Here is a 21,084-nt window from a genome sequence, read left to right as displayed (position 1 = left end):
GACAGACCGCATCATGAACTATCTTTCGCTTATGATTCGTTTTTATGATATAAGTCACAGATGCGATGGGCAAATCCAATCCACATGGCCTGAAGTGTTTGCTCGTTGTAGTCATTTCCCGTCTGAACGAGCCAGGTGTCAAAGAGGTTGCGAGCCTGAGCAAAGGAAAAACCTTGTGGAAAAAGTCCACGAAGTTTTTCTGGATCAGAGCCAGCCAGGAGAGCCTGCTCTCCGAAAAGGTAGGCTTCCCGCTCGGAAAAGATTGGCTTAACTTGCTTTCTCTCCTGCCCTTGAATAGGCAAAAAATGTTCTTCCATGAGTATGGCCTGAGCCGCCGGAGCTACCTGTTTCCTGGTCTCCCTTCCTCGACCCCGGTATCCTCCTCTAGTGCTGAGAAACGCACCACGATGCAAGATGGCGCTTCGCAACTCAGGGCCGTCCAGGCGCACGGTACTCAAATCTGCTCCCTGTAAATTTGCTCCATGAAGCACCGCCCCCCTCAGATCGGTCCCGTTCAGATCGGCATTCTCCAGGTCAAGTTCTGTTAGGTTAAATCCACGTAGATCGACTTCTCTGAGGATCGCATAGCTGAGCTTTGCTCCGTGAAACTTCACGCGATTCGCTTCTGTATCGCCCAAATGGGCATGACTCAGATCTGCCCCATCAAGGTCTGCCTCACTAAGATTGGCTCCTTGCAGATCCACCTCAGAGAGATTAGCCCCTCGAAGATTAGCTCCTTGCAAGTCAGCCCCTTGCAAGTTTGTCCCTTGCAAATCCATGTAGGAGAGATCAATCTCTCGCAGATTTTGAAGATGGAGATCAAGTTGAGCACTCTTCTCGACAGTGCTTAAGAGTCGTTCAATATCTACTCTCGTCAAGGGGAAAGCTGATTTTCCTGTGCCAGTGGATTCCTCTGTATTCACAATCACGCTCCCTCAGACTTCCTGATATCTTCACGATGAGTCTCGCAACAGTATACCTCATGAACACAGAGGAAACATTCTCTAAACAGAAAACCTAACGAGGCAAACATTTTTCCGTCCCGCTACTTGCGCATGCAAAAACCAAAGAAGACCCCGCCACCTGCATAGATGACGGGGTCTTCTTTGGTTTTTGTTTGGACAAAGCGACTTAGCGGCTGCGACGCTGACGGCGCTTGGAGCTCTCCGCCTTGCGTTTGCGCCTCTCCTGGGGACTTTCGTAGAATCTGCGTCTACGTGCCTCTGCCAGGGTACCCGCCTGCTGCACTTTACGTGAGAAGCGTTTAAGGGCAAACTCGAAGGAATCGTCTGGTCCTACAATAACTTGACTCATCAGGCTTACCAGCGCGATCTACCGCGGCTGCTGCCGCCAGAGGAACGCTGAGAAGAAGGCTGCGCCTGATAGCAATCACGGCAGTAGACAGGACGGTCAGCGCGAGGCTGGAAAGGAACCTGGGCTTCGTTACCACAGCTCGCACAAACGGTTGTGTACATCTGGCGAGGCTCGCGCTGCTGGTAACTGCCGCCACCCTGAGACCCAAAGCTGTCACGACGACCACCAGACTGTCTGCGCGAGGAACGGCAAGAAGGACAACGTGTGGGGGTGTTAGTCAAACCACGGCTAGCGAAAAACTCCTGCTCTCCAACGGTGAAAATGAATTCCTGATTGCAGTCGCGGCAATACAGTACCTGGTCACTTAAAGACATGTGTTACTCTCAATTCTAAACAAAGGGAAAGTTTCCCGATAAACTAATCTCTGTATCGCGCGCGCAGCTTCAAAACAAGGGTCTCATAACAGAAGGTCATCTCGAATTTGAGCAACTATGCACCAATACAGTGTCTGGTGACAGTATAACATAAAAAATCTTACATTGCTACGTTTTTAAGAGGCTTTCGTAGCCGTTGAAAGAAAAATCATGCGTTATGTCTCGTTTATCTTGTTCGGCCAGGGACCGTAAAAACTTAAGCACAACATTAGATCAGTGTTAAGATCTTTCCTAAGAAATAGTGCCATAGATTGTCAAATATTGACATATACTGGCATTTATAGTACAATACAGGGAAATAAAAGGAAAAGAGGTGCTGTAGGATGCAACTCGTTGAGCGGCATATCATCTGCAAAGGTGATTCTCGGTATACTGCCATCGATGCAGCCTCCTTCGCCTCCAAAAACCTCTATAATCTCGCGAACTACCGCATGCGCCAATCCTTCATCCATACGGGTACGTACCTCAGTATAGCTGAGGTCTATCATCTGGTGAAGGACACCGAAGCCTACCAAGCCTTGCCGCGTAAAGTGAGCAATGATGTCCTTCGGCTTCTTGAGAAGAACTGGAAGTCGTTTCGTAAAGGGCTTGCAGCGTGGTTTGAAGATCCATCGAAGTTTCAAGGTCGTCCTAAGCTGCCTCGCGTACAAAGACAAACAAAAGGGGCGCAATATCCTCATTTACGATAGACAAGCTCTCTCGAAGAAAGCCCTCAAGAAGCGAGGAATGATTGCTCCATCACAACTGGGAATCGAGATTCCTACCAAACAGAACAACGTCAAACAAGCTCGTATCATTCCTCGTAGTGGGTTCTATATTATGGAAGTGGTCTACGAACAAGAACCCAAACACGCAGGAGTTGATCCTTTGCTCGTCGCTGGTATCGATATTGGATTGAACAACGTAGCAACGCTAACATCAAACAAAGCAGGCTTTACGCCTCTGCTGGTTAACGGGCGTCCGCTGAAGCACATCAACCAATGGTATAACAAAGAACGTGCAAGGTTACAGAGCCATCTCAGCAAGCACAAGCGTCATACCTCCACTCGTTTAGAACGCCTTACCCAGAAGCGCACACGCAAAATTGATCATTACTTGCACACCCAAAGCCATCGTATCATCGAGCATCTCGTTGAGGAAGGTATAGGAACAGTCGTAATCGGGAAGAACGATGGGTGGAAGCAAGAAATCAACATAGGGAAGCGCAACAATCAACAGTTTGTGCAAATCCCCTTTGCTCGCTTCATTGATATGCTCAAATAGAAAGCAGAATTGGTGGGAATACATGTGATCCTCCAAGAAGAAAGCCACACCAGTAAGTGTAGCTTTCTTGATCTTGAGCCAATTTGCCATCATGAGCACTACCTGGGCAAACGCATCAAACGTGGCTTGTTTCGTACCAGTACTGGCAGGCGTATCAATGCCGATGTGAATGGCAGCCTCAACATTATCCGAAAAGCAATCCCTGACTCCTTCGGGCAAGGGATCGTGGGCGTGGCAGTCCGTCCAGTGGGTGCTCCCACATACTGAGCAATGCTTGTCATTGTTTAGGTGAACTGTTATACGCTAGTGACACTCCGCATGGGCTAAAGCCCAGCAGCTTCTGACACGGCTCCGTAAGCGCCTCCGTGAGACATGTCCCGTAGGAACTACTCAAAATGGAGGCGTAGTGTGGTAGCTATATCCGAGAGGCGCGCACCCATCCGGCGCAATCCTCCCTGGGCGGTGCCAGGCCCGTTGGCGTGATCCCCTTGCCTTGCTTGAGCAAGAGATGGTTGCCCTTCGCGTTCGGCATCCTGAGAGATCCCAACACCTGGGTCTTTCGACCCCCTCATCGCACATCGCGAACGAGCATGAGGCTTTTCCTTCAACGGTTCTTGGGAGCGCTCTCTCAAGCGCTGCCCGATTCTCAGACTGGCATTGCGGTCGGCATGGTCGCGCATCTGGCATTGTGGGCACAGGCAAAGCGCCGCGCCGGGCGTGTATCCCTCAACCGGCTCGCCCTCATTGTAGCGAATGACGGGCGCGTGACAGCGATGGCATTCCCGGCTCGTATTGCGCGGATTGACGCGGCACGTGATGAGACCACCTGCATTCCACGCCTTGTACTTCGCGTACTTGAAGATGCGCCCTGCGCATCCAGTAGGCGCGTTTCCTGTTGCCGCGGCGCGAATACGTGCCTTTTTCCGGGCGCAGGTTGCCTAGATGCTCGAAGACCAGTATGCTTGCTTGCTGCTCGATGGCGAACTGGACAATGCGGGCGCTCACCTGGTGCGCGATCTGTTCGTCCACGTGCCTGATTTTGGCCCAGAGGTCGGCATTGTCCTGTTCCCCTTCGGCAATGATGCCAGTCTGAGATCGGTTGTGTGCAATACGTCCAAGCAGTTTCTTCCTACAGCCCGATACCGCTGTGCCATTTCCAATGAAGGAAGTAGCCAGGATGGTGCCGTCAACCGTCTGGACGCTGCACACAGCCAGATGCTTGTCGAGATTGAGATCCACCGCGCAGAGACGTGTCTGGGCGGTGGTGAGTTGCTCTCCGCTCTTTGCGGGAGCCTCGAAGGTCTTCTCAATGGGAGTATGTAACCACCAGCGATCCCCTTTGCGAACAAGCTGTGGACTGCCCATCGCGTACCCCTCGGGAATATCGCGAGAAAGCGCACCAATTTTGAGCCAGGACCAGCACGAGCCAGTCCACACTCTGAGCATGATGGAGTGCTGAGAGCGTTCTTTCCACAAGCCCGCATAGAAGGAGGCCGACTTGTTCCAGGTGCGCGGCGGGACCGGTGGCCGCTCCCTGAACGGCTGCTTCTTCTTGCCCTTTTTGCATGGTTTGGCCTCGTGCTTCTCTTTGCGTGCTCGCCACTGTTTGAGCGAGGAGAAAAAGGCGCGAGCAGAGCCAAGGGCCGCATTGATGGCGGCGCGCCGGAACATCGCGGGGATATCCGGGGCGATGTCGGAGAGTGGCAGAATGGGATGGGGGCCCTTCTCTGTATTGTTTTCCGACTTCAGCTCTTGCAAGAGTACTTGAGATTACAAAAAACAAGCGCTCAAGCAAAAAGCAAACGAGTAAGCATGAGAACATGAGCGAGAAAAATGAGGAAAGAGTCGTCCAGGAAGGGAGAAAAGTAGGCGCGCAAGTGATGAAGAGCAAACGAGCAAGCAGAAAAGTGGACAGCAGTCTCCTCGACGAATCTACTCCCGCAAGCAAGCACAAAGATTATCGCGCCTGGAGGTGTCGCCGTCGCAGGTTCATCATGCGCTGTCGTTCCTCTGAACGAGCGCGCTCTTGCATCAAGGCAATGTAGTCATCGAGCGGCATCCGTTGGCCTTGCAGCCCTTTGATGGGAAGCTGCTTGATGATGCTCTCATGCTGCAGAACCTCGAAGCAGCGCTCAACTGCATTGACACACAAGGTGATGAGCTGTCCAGCCAGTGCTTGCTTGATGGAATAGTCAGCCCCATCAACGCTCACGCGACCGTCTGACTTGACGCGTCGTGCATAGGTCCGCCCGTGAACCGCTTGTAACCAGGCATCCGGGTCGACCACAGCTGGAAGCGCGGGTAAGGTGGGCAGAACAGGATGCGCCTGGCTGGGAGGACGATTGCGACAACTGCGCCCCTGATGAGGACGTTGTGTGTTGTAGAAGTGCTCAAAGGCCTCGGTAACGTTGCGCACCTCTTCGAGGGTCCCAGGACGATGTACGAACAGACATTCTTCTTTGTAGGTCCGATGATAGCGCTCCACATAGCAGTTAAGTTCCGGGTGGCGTGGTGGCAAGATATTGGGTTGCACGCCGACACACAAGAGAAATTGGCACAGGGCCGAGGGAAAATCGCGTGCTGTTGCACTTCCCACCCAGCGGGGATCGCGATCAAAAGTCAAGATGCTAGGACAGCCATAGCGACGCAAGAAGGCGACCACCGCCTGGAAGGCCGTTTCCGCGTGAAAATCTTCATGAACCTGGGCATCGAGCAAGAGGGAGGTGCCCGCGTCGACAAAGTTGCACGCTTCGATCACATGCTGCCGCTTGGCATCAGGATCATGCAGATCAGCAGGAACGGTAGAAATGTCTTTGAAGTCGAGTTGGACTTCTTCCAAAGGGGCTCTTGGCAGGCGCGGAGAGCGTTGACGAGGGGGATCGCGCTCAATGGCTCCTGCAGCATCCAGGATGCGCCAGATGGTGCGTGTCGAACGAGGCAAGCGGGCCTTTTTTGCCTGCAAGGCGCGCATCTCGCTGCAGATAATACAGGATCGCCAGTGGTCCAGGCGTGCGCTGCAACGGCTCTGGGGGAGCCTGACGGATCGAGAGCACCCGCTCTTTGACCTCAGTGTCAATGCGAGGAGGGTGATGGTGAGGGGCGCGAGAGCGAGAAAAGAAGATGGAAGCATCGAGCGCTCCCTGGGCTTGGGCTTCTCGAAACCGCTGACGCCAGGTACAAACCATGCTCACAGAGCAGCCGACCGCATCAGCATACTGCTGAAGTGTCCACTCAGGATGCTGCTGAAGCAGGTGGAAGAGGTGAGCACGCTTTCCAACATATTCAACTTCCATAACACTCCCTTTCTGAGAAGCGGAGAGCAGAGAAAACGATCACCTGTCATGGAGTTTACCTGATGAAAGGGAAGGGAGTCGAGCAAGCGGACAAGGGCTATTTCACAGTGAGAAGCAAGGAGTAAAAAGAGAGCCTGCTCGCTTGATTTTGAGAAGCGAGCAGGCTCTCTTTTTACTACTTGCTTGCTTATTTCAAGCAATCAAGGAAGCGCAAATTTACTGTTTGCTTGCTAAAACAAGCGAGCAAGTGCGATATTCATAGCTTGTTTGCTTTTTCGATCTCAAGTACTTTTGCGAGAGCCAAAGTCGGAAAACAATACACTTCTCCGTCGCATGGGTGAGTTTCTCCAGGGCAGTGAGGGCCTCCTTGCTCTTGAGAGAGAGGATGCCCTCATGGGCCTGGATGGCCTCAAAGTAGAAGGCCACGACACGATTGTAGAGGGCCTGATTCTCTGCGAAGGAGTGGGCTGACTGTGGCGGATACTGCAATGCTTGTCTGATTGTTTTCGTGGCTTTTGCCATGTTTCGTACGTTTCTCTCAAACAAATATATCGTGTCTCTTGTAGAGTATACTCCAATGTATTGGAGTTGTCAAACATACGTTCTATATTGTGCTATGCAAGGGCGAAAGCCGGGACACGCCTCACTGCCGCCGTTGAAACGGCGCAGCTTGCGGCGGGCTAAAGCCCGTTGTGTCAGCAGTATCAAAGGGTCCAACCAGTGACGACTCCCCACGGATACATCCGGGGGCTTCTCAGCAAGCCGAAGCGCGCCTTCAGGCTCCGTCCGAGCCTATGGTGTGTTACTCTCTTGTGTGCGCATGCGGCTTGTGGGCTCTTAAAGACCTTTCGAGAGGTACAGGAACACGTGTACGCAAGCATTTTTACCATAGGACGCGAATTTACCTACGAACCCAGGAAACACTTTTCATTTGTGTATGTACAAAAACACTTGTTCTAGTCTATCGGAGAAGAGTGAGTATGTCAATACGGGTGTATCCCCCACAACCCTATCCACCAGAAAAGGACTCGTTTGTATCCCCATGCCTGAAGGCCTGTCTCTTCTACACAAATTACAAACGAAGATGAGAAGCGAGTCGCACCCCTTCAAGAAGGGTTTGAACGCGAAGCCAACCTCTCCAAAGGGGTTTCCAGCCGGGAGGACCATCGCTGCGGCGGGCCAAATAGCCTCCCATTTGAGCAACGGCTTTCCAAGCGGCTTCCATGGTCATCTGTGTGGGCGAGTGGCCCGTTTGCGCCGCGACCACGGCGAGTACATCGGCTTCGAACCCCTCAGACGCCGGCACCTGGGGTTCTTGGCGGGAAAGATCTCGCAGTTGCAGCAATCGTACGGCTAAGGGAGAAGCAATCCCAACAACCGCATGATGCGTTCTGCACGTTGCAATTGGCGTTCCTCCAGACGACATCCTGTTTTGAGGCACTGATGATATTCCTCAACCACCCAACGATGTTTGTACCACTCGACTCGTTCCCAGGCCTGAGCAAGGGTGGTCGTCGGCACCGATGTCAGCAGGATCCACTCCAAGGGCTCTTCACCAGTTGGAGTCGACTCTTCCCAAACGCGCACCGCCCAAAGAGGCAATGGGGTGGTGCTTGCACTTGGCTCATTGCGAGGGGGCAACACACTCAACGATCCAAATGCGAGATGAACCTGGGTGCAACGAGCGCTTCTGCCATGAGTAGCAGGCACGTTCAAAGGGTGTGTCTCTTGAGAGAGCCAGGAGCGGATCTCATCAAACACATGCGTTGCTTCTCCATGTTCCTCGTAGGCGCGCCGGTTTTGCATGCCTCGTACCAAAAAGTGGGTCTGTGTGGCTTGGCATGCCTCAAAAAACGCGAACAGGTCGGCGGTGCGATCTCCAACATGAATCACGAGAAGCTCTGGCCGAAAGCGGCCCAACCGCCTCACCAAACGCACCCAGACATCCGTCTCCCGTTGGCGCGCGTTGCCGTCGCTGGTCTCGTGTCTCGCCCTGGGGGGCAGGAGTACGTACAAAGGACTCCTGCATGGCACAGCCCATCACCTGGCCACTCTCAGCTCGTACAGCGAGCACTGTTTGCAGATACAACCCTCGTCCCCGCTCGTTGCCAACCTGACCCAGACCTGTGGTTTTGGGGTGGTTGCTCAAGTCGACCTGTGTGGTGTCCTGCACGAGCAGGACAACGGATTGCATCTCAATGTGTTCGCAGGTCTGCTGCCAGTGAGGCTGCATGAGGGCCTCAAATGTGACATCGTCTTCATCGAGCAAGCGATACAAGGCCATCACATCCTTCCAGGTCTGCATTTGGGCCAGCAAGGAGGCCGAGGCATTCTCAGCCATGCGACGAGCCGCCTTGACGGCTCGTCCCGTTCGCCGAATATCCTTGAGCCTGGCCGGCCCGAACGTCTTTTGGGCCCAGCGTTCTGGGTCCAGGAGGTCTTGTGTGTTCATCTTCCTATTCTAGCAGTTTGTTAAATCCGTAAAAGAGACAGGCCTGAAGGCAGGGGTCTTACGCTCGGTCTGATAAGCCCAAGCAGAATGATGGCAAAAAGAAGATAAGACCTAATTCTGTCAATACATGAGTTTTTCTGTGAATTTTTCTCTGGAGAAACGCTCCTATTGTGCGAACACAGCCATGCAAGTATGGCCCCTACACATTCTCTGTTGCTTTGTTGGACACACCATCTACGCCTCCTTGAGGTGAGGGAAGAGGCGCTCAAGCAGTTGTTGGCGCTCTTGCAGGCGGCTCTGGGCGGTCGAGACCATGCGCTCCGGCAGGGTAGTGCTTAGCTCTTCGGGCTGCTGGTAGAAGAAGGGGGGTCGATAGACCCAGGGCTGGGCAAAGAGAGCGCTACCACGCAGGGCCTGGCTATCCGCCCGCGCCGAGGCGAAGGGGATGATGGGCGTCTGCCCGCGCTGGGAGAGTGTGATCAATTCGGGCGCGATCTCGGGACCGCCGATATCAGCTATGACAAAGCCAACGACGCTTGCCAGGCGCTGGAGCATCTCCCAGGCTTTCTCGCCCTGCGCGGCACTCAGCTCCACCAGGATAGGTTGATAGTCTAGCTCACGCAGGCGGGCGGCGATGCTCTGTGCCTCCTCATAACCACCATCACGTCGCGCCAGGACAAGCACACCTTTAGGCATGGCACAGCCAAAGGCGACCCGCGAGTGCGTCTGCTTGAGCAGGAGATAGAGCATCTGGCCCGTCTCCAGGTCGTCCACAGTAATCACCGGCTCATGCTCGCCTGCGTTGGTAATAATCAACTCCTGCTGGCGCGCGCCTTCCAGTTGAATGTCCCAGGCGTTAATGCCATAGACCAGGCAGTGAGCCAGCATAGCCTCACGCAGATCGCTCTGCACAAGATTGGCATTGCTCAGGTCGACGCGCTCCAGCGTGGCTCCTCGCAGCTTTGTGCCAATCAGGCTGGCCTTGCTCAAGGTCGTTCCGCGCAGAATGGCCTTGGAGAGATCGGTCTCATCGAGAATACTATTGTGCAGGTTGGCGTTGGAGAGGTCGGACTCGCTCAGGTTGGCCTGGTCCAGCAGGCCATCGCTCAGGTTGGCGCCAGTAAAATTGGCTTTATGAGCCACGGCGTCCTTGAGGTCGATGCCTTCCAGGATAGCGCCTGTCAGGTTGGCTCCGCTCAGGTCAGTGTGATGCATACGGGCCATGGACAGGTTCGCCTTGCGCAGGTCTGCCTGGCAGAGATTGGCCTCGTGAAGTGTGGTGTCAAAGAGGTTCGCCCCCGCGAGGGTGGCGCGATAGAGAATAACTCGCTGCAAATCAGCCTTGTGGAGGGTGGCTCCGCTCAGATTGGCACCCGTCATGTTGGCCTCGCGGATGCTTGCCTCGCTTAGATCGGCCTTGAAGAGGCTTGTGCGGTACAAGACGGCATTTTCGAGGCGCGCTCCCTGCAATGATGCACGCACAAGATTGGCTCCGCTAAAATTTGTCTGGCTCAGATCGGCCCCCATCAGGTCGATCTCCCAGAGCGTGGCCTCACTCAGGTCTGGCTTGATTCCCGGTGCCTGCTTGCGCCACGCATTCCACGCCTCAACACCCTGGCGCAGAATATCTAAATGTTGCTGGTTTGCCATTGCCCTTGCCCCCCTCCAGGCGATAATCAAAAGATTTGCTTGTATTGTAGATATTGTAAGACATGCCGCGCGTAAACAACAGCCTCAGTCTCGCGGCTCTATCCTCTACAAAGCATAAACGTACAAGCAGGCAAATTCTCTCAAATGAAATTTGCTTCTACATAGCGTAAATTCGTTTAGATAAGACCGGTATAAGAAATACATGGTTTTTGCATAAGGGGTGGTGCCGCCTGAGTAGCCTGCGGCTACTCAGGCGGCACCACCCCTTATGCAAAAAATATCTTCTCATGGCCTTCATGAGGACTGATTTTCATGGAAGGAGATTGGGAGATCATAGAAAGGGCCTTCCCCTATACTTCTATCAAACAACAGTATTTGCTAGATTTCGGTTGGAGGGAGTTCTCATGATTGACATGACCGTGAGGAGTCGAGAGGCGCACGCGACCCGTATTCAGGCTGACCCCGAGGCGATGAATATCAGCGATTCGACCCATTTCTATCGCTATGAGATCGGGCAGGTAGAGCTGCTCTCAAAAGATGAGGTCACCGACCTGGCTCAACGCATTGAGAAGGCTCAGGCTAACATTAGAAAACAGCGCGGTCTTTCACGCTCGGCACGCCTGGACGACAATGAAGCTCAGGAAGCTAAACGCCAGCTCATTGAGGCTAACTTGCGTCTCGTCATGCACATCGCCAGGAAATACAGAGGCTTTGGCGTCGACCTGATGGACCTTATCCAGGAAGGCAATCTCGGACTTATGCACGCCGTCGACAAGTTCGACTATAAAAAGGGCTATCGCTTCAGCACCTATGCCACCTGGTGGATCCGACAGTACATTACACGCGCGCTCTCGGAGCAGGCTCACATGATCCGTGTGCCGCTGTATAAGATTGAAGAGATCAAACGCCTGGGGCGGGTAAAACGCAAGATGCAGCAGGGAGAGACGGGCGAGCCTACGCTCGAAGAGCTGGCCGTCCAAATGGAGATCAGCGTTCCCGAGGTCATTGCCCTGCTCTCAACGAACCAGGAGACCATCAGCCTGGATATGCCGCGTAAAGGAGGTGACGACGAGATTTCGTTAAGCGAGGTATTAGAGGATGATCCGATCTATTCGCCCGAGCGCGTGGTCCTCACCCAGACTCTACAAGAACAGGTTCAGGATATTTTGAATTGTCTGACACCCCGAGAAAAGAAAGTGCTTCAGCTACGGTTTGGGTTAAACGGGAACGGTGAGCATAGCTTAACGGAGACGGGAAAGAAAATGGGCTTAAGCCACGAGGCTGTACGCCAGATGGAGTTTCGCGCACTAAAAAAACTGGGGCATCCCTGCCGAGACCGCAGGCTCCAGGACTTCTTGGGGTGACTTAGCGAAGGGACGATACATTGAGTCACTACGACGATGGGGAGTAGAGGTTATCCCCAACCTCTACAGTTTGTCTGACACCACCCGAGAGAGAGCATATGTAGCGAGCGATCCGACGCCAAAGGGTCGCCCGCTTTTTTTATTTTTCTATCACTCACTCTTCGGGATAAATTTCGAGTTCGCGAGCGTAGGTGTAGAGGATGGCCGGGTCCATACGTAGGAAGACTCCTTCGCCCCAATCGCTCACACCCTGGCCACTGCACTCGCGCATGCAAGACTCCACCTCGGCAAAGGTTGCCTGGTCAGGCCAGATGATGGTGGCATTGCCATGGGCGATAACAGCAAGCTCATTCCCCTGATAGAGGGTAAAGCTCACGCCAGGCCGATTTACCACGTGCCGAGTACGGGTCGCACTCTCCAGCGTAGGAATATAGAAATAGCCATGAATCAGCAGAGCGCCTATGGGAGAGACGCGCGGCTCCCCCTTCTTCGTCACTGTAGCAAAGGCGACCGTCTGTGGCTCCCGCCATAAATGGACAAGCTGGCGAGCAGAGAGTGAGTGTTCCGGCATCTGGAGTGACTCCCGCACGAATGCCCCCGCTTGCTCTATACTTTTCTCCATCAACGTTTGCAGACGCTCAAGGTCTTCTTCCGTCTCATGCATACTACGCTTCCTTCCAGACCCCCAGGAAAACAAACTTACTCCACATAAAACTTAATCTACTTTCAACAGCAACAAACCATTATCGTATAATGAGCACAGTGAACACAAGCACAACAGCAGAGGAGAGGCATAATATGCCAGAGGACATATACTCGCTTATCGAAAACAGTGGTCTACCGCGCATCGCCAAAGAACTCAAAGGTTTAGTGCGCCATGCTATCATACTTCAAACGCAATCTATGGACAGCGAAGACACCCTTGCGCTAGGCACCTCCAAAATCGGTAGTCTCCCCGATCTTCCACCTGACCTGGAGACGAGACTTCTCGCAGACGCTTATGGTTATGCAATGTTGTTGAGAGAGGATACAAGTCAGTACCCTACGGCTAAAGCCGAGGGCTTGGAGTTGTGTCTGAACTCCACCGCAATTCAGCATACCTTTTCAGGCGTGCTGCTTTGGCTTCATCGTCCGACACATCAGGGCGTACTGACAAGAGGCCCGTTCCTATCCAGTCTTGCCGGATAAGAAGCGTTCGCATCGCAATGTTTCTTGCGCCGACGAGATCAGCATGAAGGGTATACTGGCAATTCTGACAGACGAAGAGCAGGCCCTTGTTAGGACGATTCTCTTTGCAGGTGTGCCCACATTTGGGGCAAGCCTGCGAGGTATAGTTGGCATCCACCTTGATCGCCATACTTCGATGCAAGAGCGCTTTATAAGCGATCATAGTGTGCAACTCAGAAAAAGCCCATTTGGAGAAGGTACAATTGGCTTTTCGCTGTTTTGCACTGGCTTTTTTGCCTTTCCGTCGTTTGGTACGCTCACGAATGTCTGTCAGATTTTCCAGTCCAATCAAGCTTTGAGAGTACTGGGTAATGATCCGTTTACTCACGACATGATTGCAGTTTGCTTTCAACCGTCTCTCTCGTCCACTGATGGCAACGAGCCTTCTCGTTGCAGAACGAGTGCCTTTTTTTTGCAGACGCTTTCTCAGTCGTGCATAGTGATGAGATTTGGCAATAGTAGAGGTGGCAGCATGGAAGGTACAATCCCCTTGCATCGTCGCCGTGACGGCAAGGTATCGCATTCCCACATCCACTCCGGCGACCTGCTTGTGCGTTTCAGGTGTAGGATCAGCCGTCTCAATTTCAAGAGAGACAAGAAGGTAAAATTGTTTCTTGGGCTTGTCATACCAGAGTTTAGATGCACCAATCTCCGTACCACGCTGGATCAATGCCACATGCTTATTGTAGCCAGTATAGGGCACGATAACACGTCCCTCAAGGGTCAGGATGCTCACCTGCTGCTCTTTCTTGAAGGTGTAGTCTTTCTTATACTGGTAGGTCAACGTGGGGGAGATGAACTTGGGAGCCTTATCAAGCCCTTTGTAGCGTTTCTTGGTCTTACCTTCCTTACGATGAACAGCATTGTTCTTGACCTTTGTCCAGAGGGTTTTATACGAGGCACCAACTTGGCGAGGAACAGAACAGGCCATTTGCGAAGGCAGATGAAAACGGAGGCGGATCTCTTCGTAGGTGGCATCTTGCAAACGAACAGCATTGCTCATCTTGCCATGCGCAAAGGCGTACTGGCTCACATAGTTGAGAGAATCACGATACGCCAGTTGCGTTGTACGTAATGCCTTGAATTGCTCGGGCGTTGTATTCAATTTGAGTTTCGCTGTTAATACCGTTTGCATACGCTAAATTATACCATAGTTTTCATCTAACTGTCAACAATACATGAGCAGATGAGAGAATGTCTACGGCGTATTCCACCCAAGCCACCTCCAAAGGAACGCCGCATTCCTCCCCATGCCTGAAAGGGCAGGGGCATCCTGCGGCGTTTTGGGTGAACGATACCAATCTTTTGCCAGAAGCATTGCGCAAACAATCACTCTCAGAGCGTGAGATTGTGCTTCCTTTCCAAGAAACCTTACAAGCCTTAGAAATACTTGCTACAGCAGGCTACTCATTACAAGGATGGGAGGGCTGGATACGCTATGCCAATGGTAAGTATGGCCATCCACTTATGGTTATAGGAGCGATAGAGTTCGGGCGACGCCCTGGTCAGACATGGGTAGATTATGTCCAAGAAACTAAAAACTTCTGTCGCCAGACAATCGAAAAAGAACAAAAGCATTGGAATATTCAGGCCAAGAGTCAGGAGCAGACTCTTTATTTCTGCCTTGCTATTGAGGCCGAGAACGAGAAGAGCAAAGAGAATTGCCCTTAATATGCAGAGAAGAAAAGGGAGACTCGAAAACTGTCTACCTGGCGAAACTGTCCTGTACTTTTGGAAAAACCTTGAGTAGATATATTTCATCCTACTATGTTATAATAAAGGCTATTAGTACATTCGTTCGCTGCTTTCGATAGAGAGAGTAGCCAGAGGTAGTAACGCTTAAAGAAGCATGATCAGGAGGTCTTATGGCACAAGAGGTAGACACCATTGTGGATATTCCCGAGAACCGGGTTAAATTCTTTGGTAGACGGGGGAAAATGTTACTTCCAAGTCCTGCGGCGCTGGAGGCATTAATCCAGCAGATACCAGAGCAGCAGCTTATAACAACCGATCTTCTGCGAAAGAAGCTCACAGAACAATTCCAGGTCCAGGGCACCTGTCCAGTAACTATGAGAAAATCCCTTCAGGCCCTTGCGCGAGACACAAGCAAGCATGTCGCCTACTGGCGGGTCATTAATGCCAATGGTAACCTCATTGTTAACTTTCCCGGCGGTGTAGAGAGCCAAGCCAGAATTTTAGCGGAGGAAGGCATCTCCATTGATACACAGGGCAAAACTCCAAAGGTAAAAGAACTCACCAGGCACCTGGCCCGTTTCGCTTAACCCCCAGGCCATCTCCTGGATTAGCAATATCTACTCTTTTACGTATACGTATGTGTATACAATGCCGTAATATCAAAAGAGGTCAAGGGACGCGGGCAACAATGACGCTGATGTTATCGACGCCGCCTCCAATGAGGGCAGCCTTGGTGAGGGCATCGCTGGCGGTGACGGCATTGGGATATTGCTGGAGGAGGCGCGCGATCTCGGGATTGCGTACCATCTCCCACAGGCCATCTGAACAGAGCAGGAGCCGATCCTGGGAGAGCAGATTAAGCATAAACCAGTCAACTTCGATATGCTCATCCTGGCCCAGGCTGCGATAGACCTTATTGCGCTCGGGATGAGTATAGACCTGTTCTGGCGTAATCTCGCCGAAGGCAACCAGCGTGGCTACGACTGAGTGATCACGTGTAACCTGCTTGAGACCGAAACCCTCGCGGTAGAGATAGGTCCGGCTATCACCGACATTGACGATATAGGCCTTGAGACCTACCACCAGGGAAGCGGTCAGTGTTGTCCCCATATTCCCGTTTAGCTCGCGGCCACGCTGAATGATGGCACGATTGGCCCACTCCACTCCTCCAATGAGCATATCTATCAAGAACTCATCGCTAAGTTCCTTGCTCATCACAATATTCTGTAGCACGGTATGCATCATGCTCTGCATCGCCAGGCGACTGGCATCACGTCCATTGTCGTGTCCCCCCATGCCATCGGCGACGACGAAGAGAGCAAAAGGCATCAACTGCTCTTCATAGGTACAGGTTCCCTGCAAAACCATCACACTATCTTCATTTGGCTTACTCATACGTACGATGCCACTATTCCAACCAATTCCCACCTCCAGGGGTTCTAGCACTGACGAACGCGAGGAGAGCGGATCCGTTGCGGAACGACCCGCGGGCCGCGTCGAAATCTCCGGCAGCTCCACCATGGTCGCCACAGAGGGGGGAACGGATCGATCTGGTAAAGAAGGGCGCACCGAAGGGAATGGCGAGAGATTAAGCGCCAGGTTACCCGTCTGCATCTGTGGTGTACGTTGCGGTAGACGTATACGTTGCATCTGTGCCGTCAGGCTCTCGATCCCTTTATAAGGGGTAAGCTCCACCAGTCCCGGCAGAGACGCTGAGGCAACCTTCTGTATCGTGGGAGAAGTCGGCATGGGCAGAGACTGCCACTCTGCCTGTACGGAAGACATATCGGCTACAGGCCGAAATTGCAAATGATGGATTACCAGCCAGAGGGCCAACCAGAGCAGACCTCCCCAGGCAATAAACCAGAAGAGAGATGCCAGGATCAGCACAACGAGCGTCGCCTGGTACATCATCTCCCGCCAGTGCGTGGACCAGCTGAGAAGCGCCTGAAGACAGAGCGACCAGGTACGCGGAGGAAAGCCACCCAGCAGCACAAACGATATAGGTAACAGCACCAGTACACACCAGGCACACCAGCGTAATTTTACATGGAGATCGTAAGCGGCTTTCAGCTCCTCCAACATCGCGCGAAATCCCTTCCAGAACAAATAAAGAGCAAGACCTTCAACAGTAAGTAGCAAATACCTGACGAACAGACAGAGAAGGCAGAAACGAAAAGGTCTTAAAACTATAAGAAATTTTATAAGATCACGGGAGTGGGTTCCTCCTGCTCCATCGCCTGCACATATAGCTCACACACTACGAGATTCGCCTCATCTGCTCCTACATGGAGAGCCAGAGCGTCCTGAAACGAACCCACGCGCTCCATACGAGCATTAATAAAGCCGTGGCGTGCCATACCAAGCGCAACCTCGGATAACGCGCGCTTCATCGCCAGCATCTCCAGCTCAATCTGCTGGCGTAAGAGCGCGACCTCGCTTGTGTTCATTCCTCATATCCCTTCTCGCTCAAGAACAAACGCATCTTATTATAAGGACAGCTGACTACTGACTACCGGTGTTGCCCTGTCCCTGGCCTTGCACCTGGTAAACATAGAGGAGGAGTACATGTTAACCTTTTCTGAGATTAAGTATAAGAGTGACACTTAGCTCGATCTCCCAATATCCTCCTGCCGCGCTCCACCCCTATCCTGGAGAAAGTATAAGAGAGAGCACGCTCCTACACCTCTAACACCCTCAAGCATAACAAGCTCTAACACACATATAAGAGTCTTATACCTGTCTTATAATAGAACTTCACAGTCCCAGAATTTAGTAGCGCTGTGTTTTACTAAGTCAGAGGAAGAAAGACACCACGAACAGGCCATTTAGGCCCTTTCCTCGGTAAACGTAGACGTATACATATACAAAGGCATAATATCGCTCTATGAGCACTCCATTCAAAGACTATAAGAATAGCTGGCACTTAAGTAGCACTTACCTCCTCGATCAGCAAAACATTTAGAGTTGCAGACAGATGTAAACGTAAACGTACTTGTTTACGTTTATGAGTATGCACAACCAGTAGCTCAACGTAAATGGGAAATTATGCCAGGGCCAGGAGAAGGATATCAGAATAGCTCTACGTAACCAGGGACGTTGGCGTATACGCCAACGTCCCTGGTTACAACAACATCTTCGTGTGCATACACGTTGTTGTTTGTGAATACATCTCCGTACCTGGTTACGCATATGTCTTTGTTTATGTAAACGTATACGTAAGCATAAACAAAGACATATGCGTTTATGTTTACAAGTACACTTACACAGACGTTTCCATTTACAGTAACGGCTGCGATTATGTAAATGAAGATGTTGCCATAAAATCTACGCCACCGCAAACGCAATCGACAACGTACACGTATACGCTTATGTATACGCTTATGTTTGCGATTATGCTTGTGTTTACAGCAACAGTTGCGTAAATGTATGCGATTACAAAAACGAGAGTGTAGACACATATGTTTCTGTTGCCAGACGCGTTTACAAGTACAGAAACAAGTACATCTTCACTTACAGCTACAGCTATGCTTACATACTCATCTTCGCTTACAGCTACAGCTATGCTTACATACTCATCTTCGCTTACAGCTACAGATACAATTGCACATACGTGCATGTCTACGAGATCGTGCACGAAAACAAGTACAGAGACAGCAACAATTATGTTGCTATCAACATCGTCGTTGCTGGATGCGTCATCGTAGCCAAAACCGTAGTCGATGACAGAGACTTATATGTTTATGAGCTCGCGGCATGAAATTATCAAATAAAATGCCTTCGCGTCTGCATACAAATACATATATGTGTACGTACACGTTTGCAAAATAACTAGCGGTTTATTCAACAATGAGGGAGCACGTACACGTGTACGGTTACAGCATCATACACAAAAATGCTTACGTAGACGTTTATGCTGCTTTGAGCCGTCTACGTAAGCATTTAAAAGGGAGCATGGGGAACTAACCGCGATATTTACGCAAGAGGTCCGCGATTGCTTCATTGAGGAGAGCCGTCTTAGGAAGTTCGCTCTCATAGGCCAATTCATCAAAAGCCTGCTTCAGGCGTTTATCGATCCAGAGAGTGATACGCTCATGGGTTCGCTCAAAAGTTTGGGCACCGCGCCGTCGCCGCAGCGAGCCTCGAGCAGAAAACTCAGTCGTCTCTAGAAGTTCGCCCGTTCGATGCTCAAACGACTCCGACAGGGCGGGAAAGGGTGCTGTCGATTGAGACGGTAAGAACTGGGAAGATGAAGATGAAGCTGTATAATCTCCGATCTCTGCCTGGGTATAAACAAGGGGACCCGACACACTTCTAGCATCCTGAGTATAGCCAGGAGCAGCAGATATATTTCTATTATAAGGAGCGGTTTGGAGCTCCGGTACCTGCTCGCTATATGCAGCTGGCTCAACAGGCCGCTGCTGGCGCTCATACATAGGGCGTCGCTCCTCAGTAGCATAGGCTGACGCTGGCAACTGAGTTGGTGGTGGCGGAGCCGGAAACTGAGGCGCCTGCGCTTGCTCAAGGCGTGCCTCTTTAGGCCGGCTTTGGCGATTCTGGGCAGGCGCTTGCTGTTCTGGCTGAGATGTATACGTATACGGAGCCGTATATGTTTGTGTCTGCGTCGATGCCTGGGATTGGGCAGACATTGCGCTAAAAGCTGGCTCCCTGGTGGGAACTTCAATTTCTGCCTCTGCCTCGTCTTCCTCAACGTGAGAAGGAATAGTACTCCGCGACACTTCAGGTGAGGGAAGCTGTTCTTGAGGCTGCTCCTCGCGGATTCTGGTGGTCTGCACAGGAGCAGGAACAACATCCTCTATCTGCGCTCCAGGTTGAGAAGGGGGAGAAGCGGACTTCTCGGCAGAGGTTCTGCGAGAAGGCTTCTCCACTACTTGCTCAGGCTCTGGCTTCTGTTCAGCGGCAGGCGAGGGACGCAGCAAGGGATTAATAAATTTCTTAGGCTCCTTCGGCACGATGTAAAACCTCCTGTACAAGTTTGCTATATGCCTGGGCGCCCGTGCTGGCAGGGGCATAATCGAAGAGGCAGGCAATCTGATTATGGGCTTCTTCTACCTTAATATTACGGGGGATAACCGTATCAAAAACCTTGCCAGCAAAGTGATCACGAACAGCCGCCAGCACATCGGTACTCAAGCGTGTGTGATCATCGAGGTTGGCCACCACACCAAAGATAGGCAGTTCCACGTCCAGGTTTTCGCGCAGCTCCTGCATGGTGCTTTCTAGAATACCAATACCAATCAAGGCATAGGTGGTAAGGGCAATCGGAATGATCACATCGGTACAGGCCATAAAGGCATTTACCGTCAGCACACCCAAATTGGGGGGCGTATCGATCAGGATATAATCAAAGTCTTTGACAGTGGAGATTGCTCGTGCCAGTTTTCGCTCACGACCAGCAGCCGAGGCCATCAAGAGATCGGCGGCACTCAGATTGATGGAACTGGGTACCAGGAAGAGATTCTCTTGCTGTGTAGGTACAATCGCATCGGTTATCTTTACACCATTGATCAAGACATCAAAAAGGGTCGGTTCCTGATCAAGATGTCCCAGGAGACTGTAGGTACTATTGCTCTGAGCATCGGTATCGATAATAAGAACACGGCGCCCAGCGCGCGCAAGGCCATACCCCAGGTTGACCGTAGTGGTCGTCTTGGTCACGCCCCCCTTGTTATTCGCCAGACTAAAAATTCTCAATGCATGCTCCTTATAAAAAAATAACTACTAAATACAATGGCGACGTCCACCTTCTCCAGGGACAGTCAGCTCACGTATACGTCTACGTTTGTGTCGGCGTATACTATGATGTTTACCACAGATAACGCCTATTCCTCCACATTGTAACATATGTCATTCTGTTTGTGTACCAGAAAAAAGGCTTAAAATGAGCTATAAGGCATATTACACAAACGTATACGTCACGTACACGTAGACGTCTATGTGTAAATATAGCCTGGTGAAAAGGTGCTTAAGCCTGTGCATCCTTTGGCTTGCGTGAACGTCCCTTGCGCCACCCACGACCTGGGCGATGTTGGGCCGCCTCAACGGCATATCTGGGCACCAGGCGAATGCCGCTACCGGGGACTCCTCTCACACGACCAACAGTCAGCAGTTGCGCAACTTCTTCACGGGTAGCGAAACGCGAGGGTAGAGCACCACTCTCAATAAGTGCGTGTACGCGGCCTGTCTTCACCCCAAGCAGGACCGCCGCTTCCGCGACTACCAGCATCTCCTCAAATTTATCCTGGCTGGCAACTTCAGTGGTTGTTCGCATTACGTTCATGACGCACCCCATTTTTAGCTAGGCAGACAATAAAAAGAACCTTGATTCTTTTTATCACCAAACTGCCAACACAGGCAATGGTCAACGGAGG

19 protein-coding genes and 3 pseudogenes are annotated in these 21,084 nt (G+C 51.8%); 4 read left to right on the top strand and 18 right to left on the bottom strand.

Annotated elements, in window-relative coordinates:
• Positions 1-29: 29 nt before the first annotated feature.
• The 3 genes from KRAC_RS64000 to KRAC_RS67900 all read right to left on the bottom strand — a co-directional run bounded on the left by KRAC_RS64000 (position 30) and on the right by KRAC_RS67900 (position 1,688).
• The gene (locus KRAC_RS64000) at positions 30-923 is read right to left on the bottom strand and encodes a pentapeptide repeat-containing protein (protein WP_007919685.1); all 894 of its coding nucleotides are present in this window, start codon (positions 921-923) and stop codon (positions 30-32) included.
• Between the two features lie 208 nt (positions 924-1,131).
• A complete protein-coding gene (gene rpsU, locus KRAC_RS47750; RefSeq protein ID WP_007919684.1) occupies positions 1,132-1,314 on the bottom strand; it encodes a 30S ribosomal protein S21 in 183 nt (60 codons plus the stop codon).
• A 5-nt stretch (positions 1,315-1,319) separates the two neighbouring features.
• Complete coding sequence (locus KRAC_RS67900; RefSeq protein ID WP_007919683.1) at positions 1,320-1,688, bottom strand: zinc-ribbon domain containing protein; 369 nt, start codon at positions 1,686-1,688, stop codon at positions 1,320-1,322.
• A 383-nt stretch (positions 1,689-2,071) separates the two neighbouring features.
• Here KRAC_RS67900 and KRAC_RS80330 point away from each other — a divergent pair.
• A pseudogene (locus KRAC_RS80330) lies at positions 2,072-3,278 on the top strand (RNA-guided endonuclease InsQ/TnpB family protein).
• Between the two features lie 119 nt (positions 3,279-3,397).
• Here KRAC_RS80330 and KRAC_RS47735 read toward each other — a convergent pair.
• From KRAC_RS47735 to KRAC_RS63995, 8 genes and pseudogenes are all read right to left on the bottom strand, one after another.
• A pseudogene (locus tag KRAC_RS47735) lies at positions 3,398-4,769 on the bottom strand (zinc ribbon domain-containing protein).
• Between the two features lie 199 nt (positions 4,770-4,968).
• Entirely contained in the window at positions 4,969-5,952 is a 984-nt protein-coding gene (locus tag KRAC_RS47730; RefSeq protein WP_040447319.1) for an integrase core domain-containing protein, read from the bottom strand.
• The gene (locus KRAC_RS74130) at positions 5,897-6,304 is read right to left on the bottom strand and encodes a helix-turn-helix domain-containing protein (protein ID WP_040442046.1); all 408 of its coding nucleotides are present in this window, start codon (positions 6,302-6,304) and stop codon (positions 5,897-5,899) included. The genes KRAC_RS47730 and KRAC_RS74130 overlap by 56 nt, the downstream gene beginning before the upstream one ends.
• Before the next feature lie 324 nt (positions 6,305-6,628).
• Positions 6,629-6,826, bottom strand: a pseudogene (locus tag KRAC_RS79100) (hypothetical protein); the annotation flags it as partial.
• 550 nt (positions 6,827-7,376) lie between these two features.
• Entirely contained in the window at positions 7,377-7,730 is a 354-nt protein-coding gene (locus tag KRAC_RS77340; protein WP_244422530.1) for an IS4 family transposase, read from the bottom strand.
• Positions 7,658-8,233 carry an IS4 family transposase gene (locus tag KRAC_RS77335; RefSeq protein WP_244422586.1) on the bottom strand — a complete coding sequence of 192 codons (576 nt, stop codon included), beginning with the start codon at positions 8,231-8,233 and terminating at the stop codon, positions 7,658-7,660. The genes KRAC_RS77340 and KRAC_RS77335 overlap by 73 nt, the downstream gene beginning before the upstream one ends.
• Positions 8,151-8,756 carry an IS4/Tn5 family transposase DNA-binding protein gene (locus KRAC_RS77330; RefSeq protein ID WP_040447314.1) on the bottom strand — a complete coding sequence of 202 codons (606 nt, stop codon included), beginning with the start codon at positions 8,754-8,756 and terminating at the stop codon, positions 8,151-8,153. Before KRAC_RS77330 ends, KRAC_RS77335 begins: the two co-directional genes overlap by 83 nt.
• A 234-nt stretch (positions 8,757-8,990) precedes the next feature.
• Entirely contained in the window at positions 8,991-10,406 is a 1,416-nt protein-coding gene (locus tag KRAC_RS63995; RefSeq protein ID WP_007919674.1) for a pentapeptide repeat-containing protein, read from the bottom strand.
• A 404-nt stretch (positions 10,407-10,810) separates the two neighbouring features.
• Between KRAC_RS63995 and KRAC_RS47695 the strand changes: the two genes are divergently transcribed.
• Positions 10,811-11,770, top strand: a complete 960-nt coding sequence (locus KRAC_RS47695; protein ID WP_007919665.1) for a sigma-70 family RNA polymerase sigma factor — start codon at positions 10,811-10,813, stop codon at positions 11,768-11,770.
• 154 nt (positions 11,771-11,924) lie between these two features.
• Here KRAC_RS47695 and KRAC_RS47690 read toward each other — a convergent pair whose 3' ends face one another.
• Both KRAC_RS47690 and KRAC_RS47685 read right to left on the bottom strand, forming a co-directional pair.
• The gene (locus KRAC_RS47690; protein ID WP_007919663.1) at positions 11,925-12,434 is read right to left on the bottom strand and encodes a pyridoxamine 5'-phosphate oxidase family protein; all 510 of its coding nucleotides are present in this window, start codon (positions 12,432-12,434) and stop codon (positions 11,925-11,927) included.
• Between the two features lie 384 nt (positions 12,435-12,818).
• A complete protein-coding gene (locus KRAC_RS47685; RefSeq protein WP_007919661.1) occupies positions 12,819-14,132 on the bottom strand; it encodes an RNA-guided endonuclease InsQ/TnpB family protein in 1,314 nt (437 codons plus the stop codon).
• Between the two features lie 152 nt (positions 14,133-14,284).
• Between KRAC_RS47685 and KRAC_RS47680 the strand changes: the two genes are divergently transcribed.
• The gene (locus KRAC_RS47680; protein WP_157507961.1) at positions 14,285-14,668 is read left to right on the top strand and encodes a hypothetical protein; all 384 of its coding nucleotides are present in this window, start codon (positions 14,285-14,287) and stop codon (positions 14,666-14,668) included.
• A gap of 194 nt (positions 14,669-14,862) precedes the next feature.
• Positions 14,863-15,279 carry an MGMT family protein gene (locus tag KRAC_RS47675; RefSeq protein ID WP_007919659.1) on the top strand — a complete coding sequence of 139 codons (417 nt, stop codon included), beginning with the start codon at positions 14,863-14,865 and terminating at the stop codon, positions 15,277-15,279.
• A gap of 82 nt (positions 15,280-15,361) precedes the next feature.
• Here KRAC_RS47675 and KRAC_RS63990 read toward each other — a convergent pair whose 3' ends face one another.
• The 5 genes from KRAC_RS63990 to KRAC_RS47650 form a co-directional block, all read right to left on the bottom strand.
• On the bottom strand, positions 15,362-16,777 hold the full coding sequence (locus tag KRAC_RS63990; protein WP_007919657.1) for a PP2C family protein-serine/threonine phosphatase: 1,416 nt from the start codon (positions 16,775-16,777) through the stop codon (positions 15,362-15,364).
• A gap of 116 nt (positions 16,778-16,893) precedes the next feature.
• Entirely contained in the window at positions 16,894-17,142 is a 249-nt protein-coding gene (locus KRAC_RS47665) for a hypothetical protein (RefSeq protein ID WP_007919655.1), read from the bottom strand.
• A 1,512-nt stretch (positions 17,143-18,654) separates the two neighbouring features.
• A complete protein-coding gene (locus KRAC_RS74975) occupies positions 18,655-19,665 on the bottom strand; it encodes a hypothetical protein (RefSeq protein WP_007919653.1) in 1,011 nt (336 codons plus the stop codon).
• The gene (locus tag KRAC_RS47655) at positions 19,649-20,407 is read right to left on the bottom strand and encodes a ParA family protein (protein WP_007919651.1); all 759 of its coding nucleotides are present in this window, start codon (positions 20,405-20,407) and stop codon (positions 19,649-19,651) included. The genes KRAC_RS74975 and KRAC_RS47655 overlap by 17 nt, the downstream gene beginning before the upstream one ends.
• A gap of 271 nt (positions 20,408-20,678) precedes the next feature.
• Positions 20,679-20,993, bottom strand: a complete 315-nt coding sequence (locus KRAC_RS47650; protein WP_157507959.1) for a hypothetical protein — start codon at positions 20,991-20,993, stop codon at positions 20,679-20,681.
• Positions 20,994-21,084 lie beyond the last annotated feature (91 nt).

Origin of the sequence: Ktedonobacter racemifer DSM 44963, assembly GCF_000178855.1 — a bacterium.
Taxonomy (GTDB): Bacteria; Chloroflexota; Ktedonobacteria; order Ktedonobacterales; family Ktedonobacteraceae; genus Ktedonobacter; species Ktedonobacter racemifer.
The sequence above is the reverse complement of the archived record's forward strand: the minus strand, read 5'-3'. Positions and strand labels throughout refer to the sequence as shown.

Coding starts and splice junctions, on each gene's coding strand:
- KRAC_RS77340 (WP_244422530.1), bottom strand. CDS start 7,730: ATGTCGTCTGGAGGAACGCCAATTGCAACGTGCAGAACGCATCATGCG.
- KRAC_RS74130 (WP_040442046.1), bottom strand. CDS start 6,304: ATGGAAGTTGAATATGTTGGAAAGCGTGCTCACCTCTTCCACCTGCTT.
- KRAC_RS67900 (WP_007919683.1), bottom strand. CDS start 1,688: ATGTCTTTAAGTGACCAGGTACTGTATTGCCGCGACTGCAATCAGGAA.
- KRAC_RS47665 (WP_007919655.1), bottom strand. CDS start 17,142: ATGAACACAAGCGAGGTCGCGCTCTTACGCCAGCAGATTGAGCTGGAG.
- KRAC_RS47675 (WP_007919659.1), top strand. CDS start 14,863: ATGGCACAAGAGGTAGACACCATTGTGGATATTCCCGAGAACCGGGTT.
- KRAC_RS47690 (WP_007919663.1), bottom strand. CDS start 12,434: ATGCATGAGACGGAAGAAGACCTTGAGCGTCTGCAAACGTTGATGGAG.
- KRAC_RS47695 (WP_007919665.1), top strand. CDS start 10,811: ATGATTGACATGACCGTGAGGAGTCGAGAGGCGCACGCGACCCGTATT.
- KRAC_RS63995 (WP_007919674.1), bottom strand. CDS start 10,406: ATGGCAAACCAGCAACATTTAGATATTCTGCGCCAGGGTGTTGAGGCG.
- KRAC_RS77330 (WP_040447314.1), bottom strand. CDS start 8,756: ATGAACACACAAGACCTCCTGGACCCAGAACGCTGGGCCCAAAAGACG.
- KRAC_RS47685 (WP_007919661.1), bottom strand. CDS start 14,132: ATGCAAACGGTATTAACAGCGAAACTCAAATTGAATACAACGCCCGAG.
- KRAC_RS63990 (WP_007919657.1), bottom strand. CDS start 16,777: ATGTTGGAGGAGCTGAAAGCCGCTTACGATCTCCATGTAAAATTACGC.
- rpsU (WP_007919684.1), bottom strand. CDS start 1,314: ATGAGTCAAGTTATTGTAGGACCAGACGATTCCTTCGAGTTTGCCCTT.
- KRAC_RS47650 (WP_157507959.1), bottom strand. CDS start 20,993: ATGAACGTAATGCGAACAACCACTGAAGTTGCCAGCCAGGATAAATTT.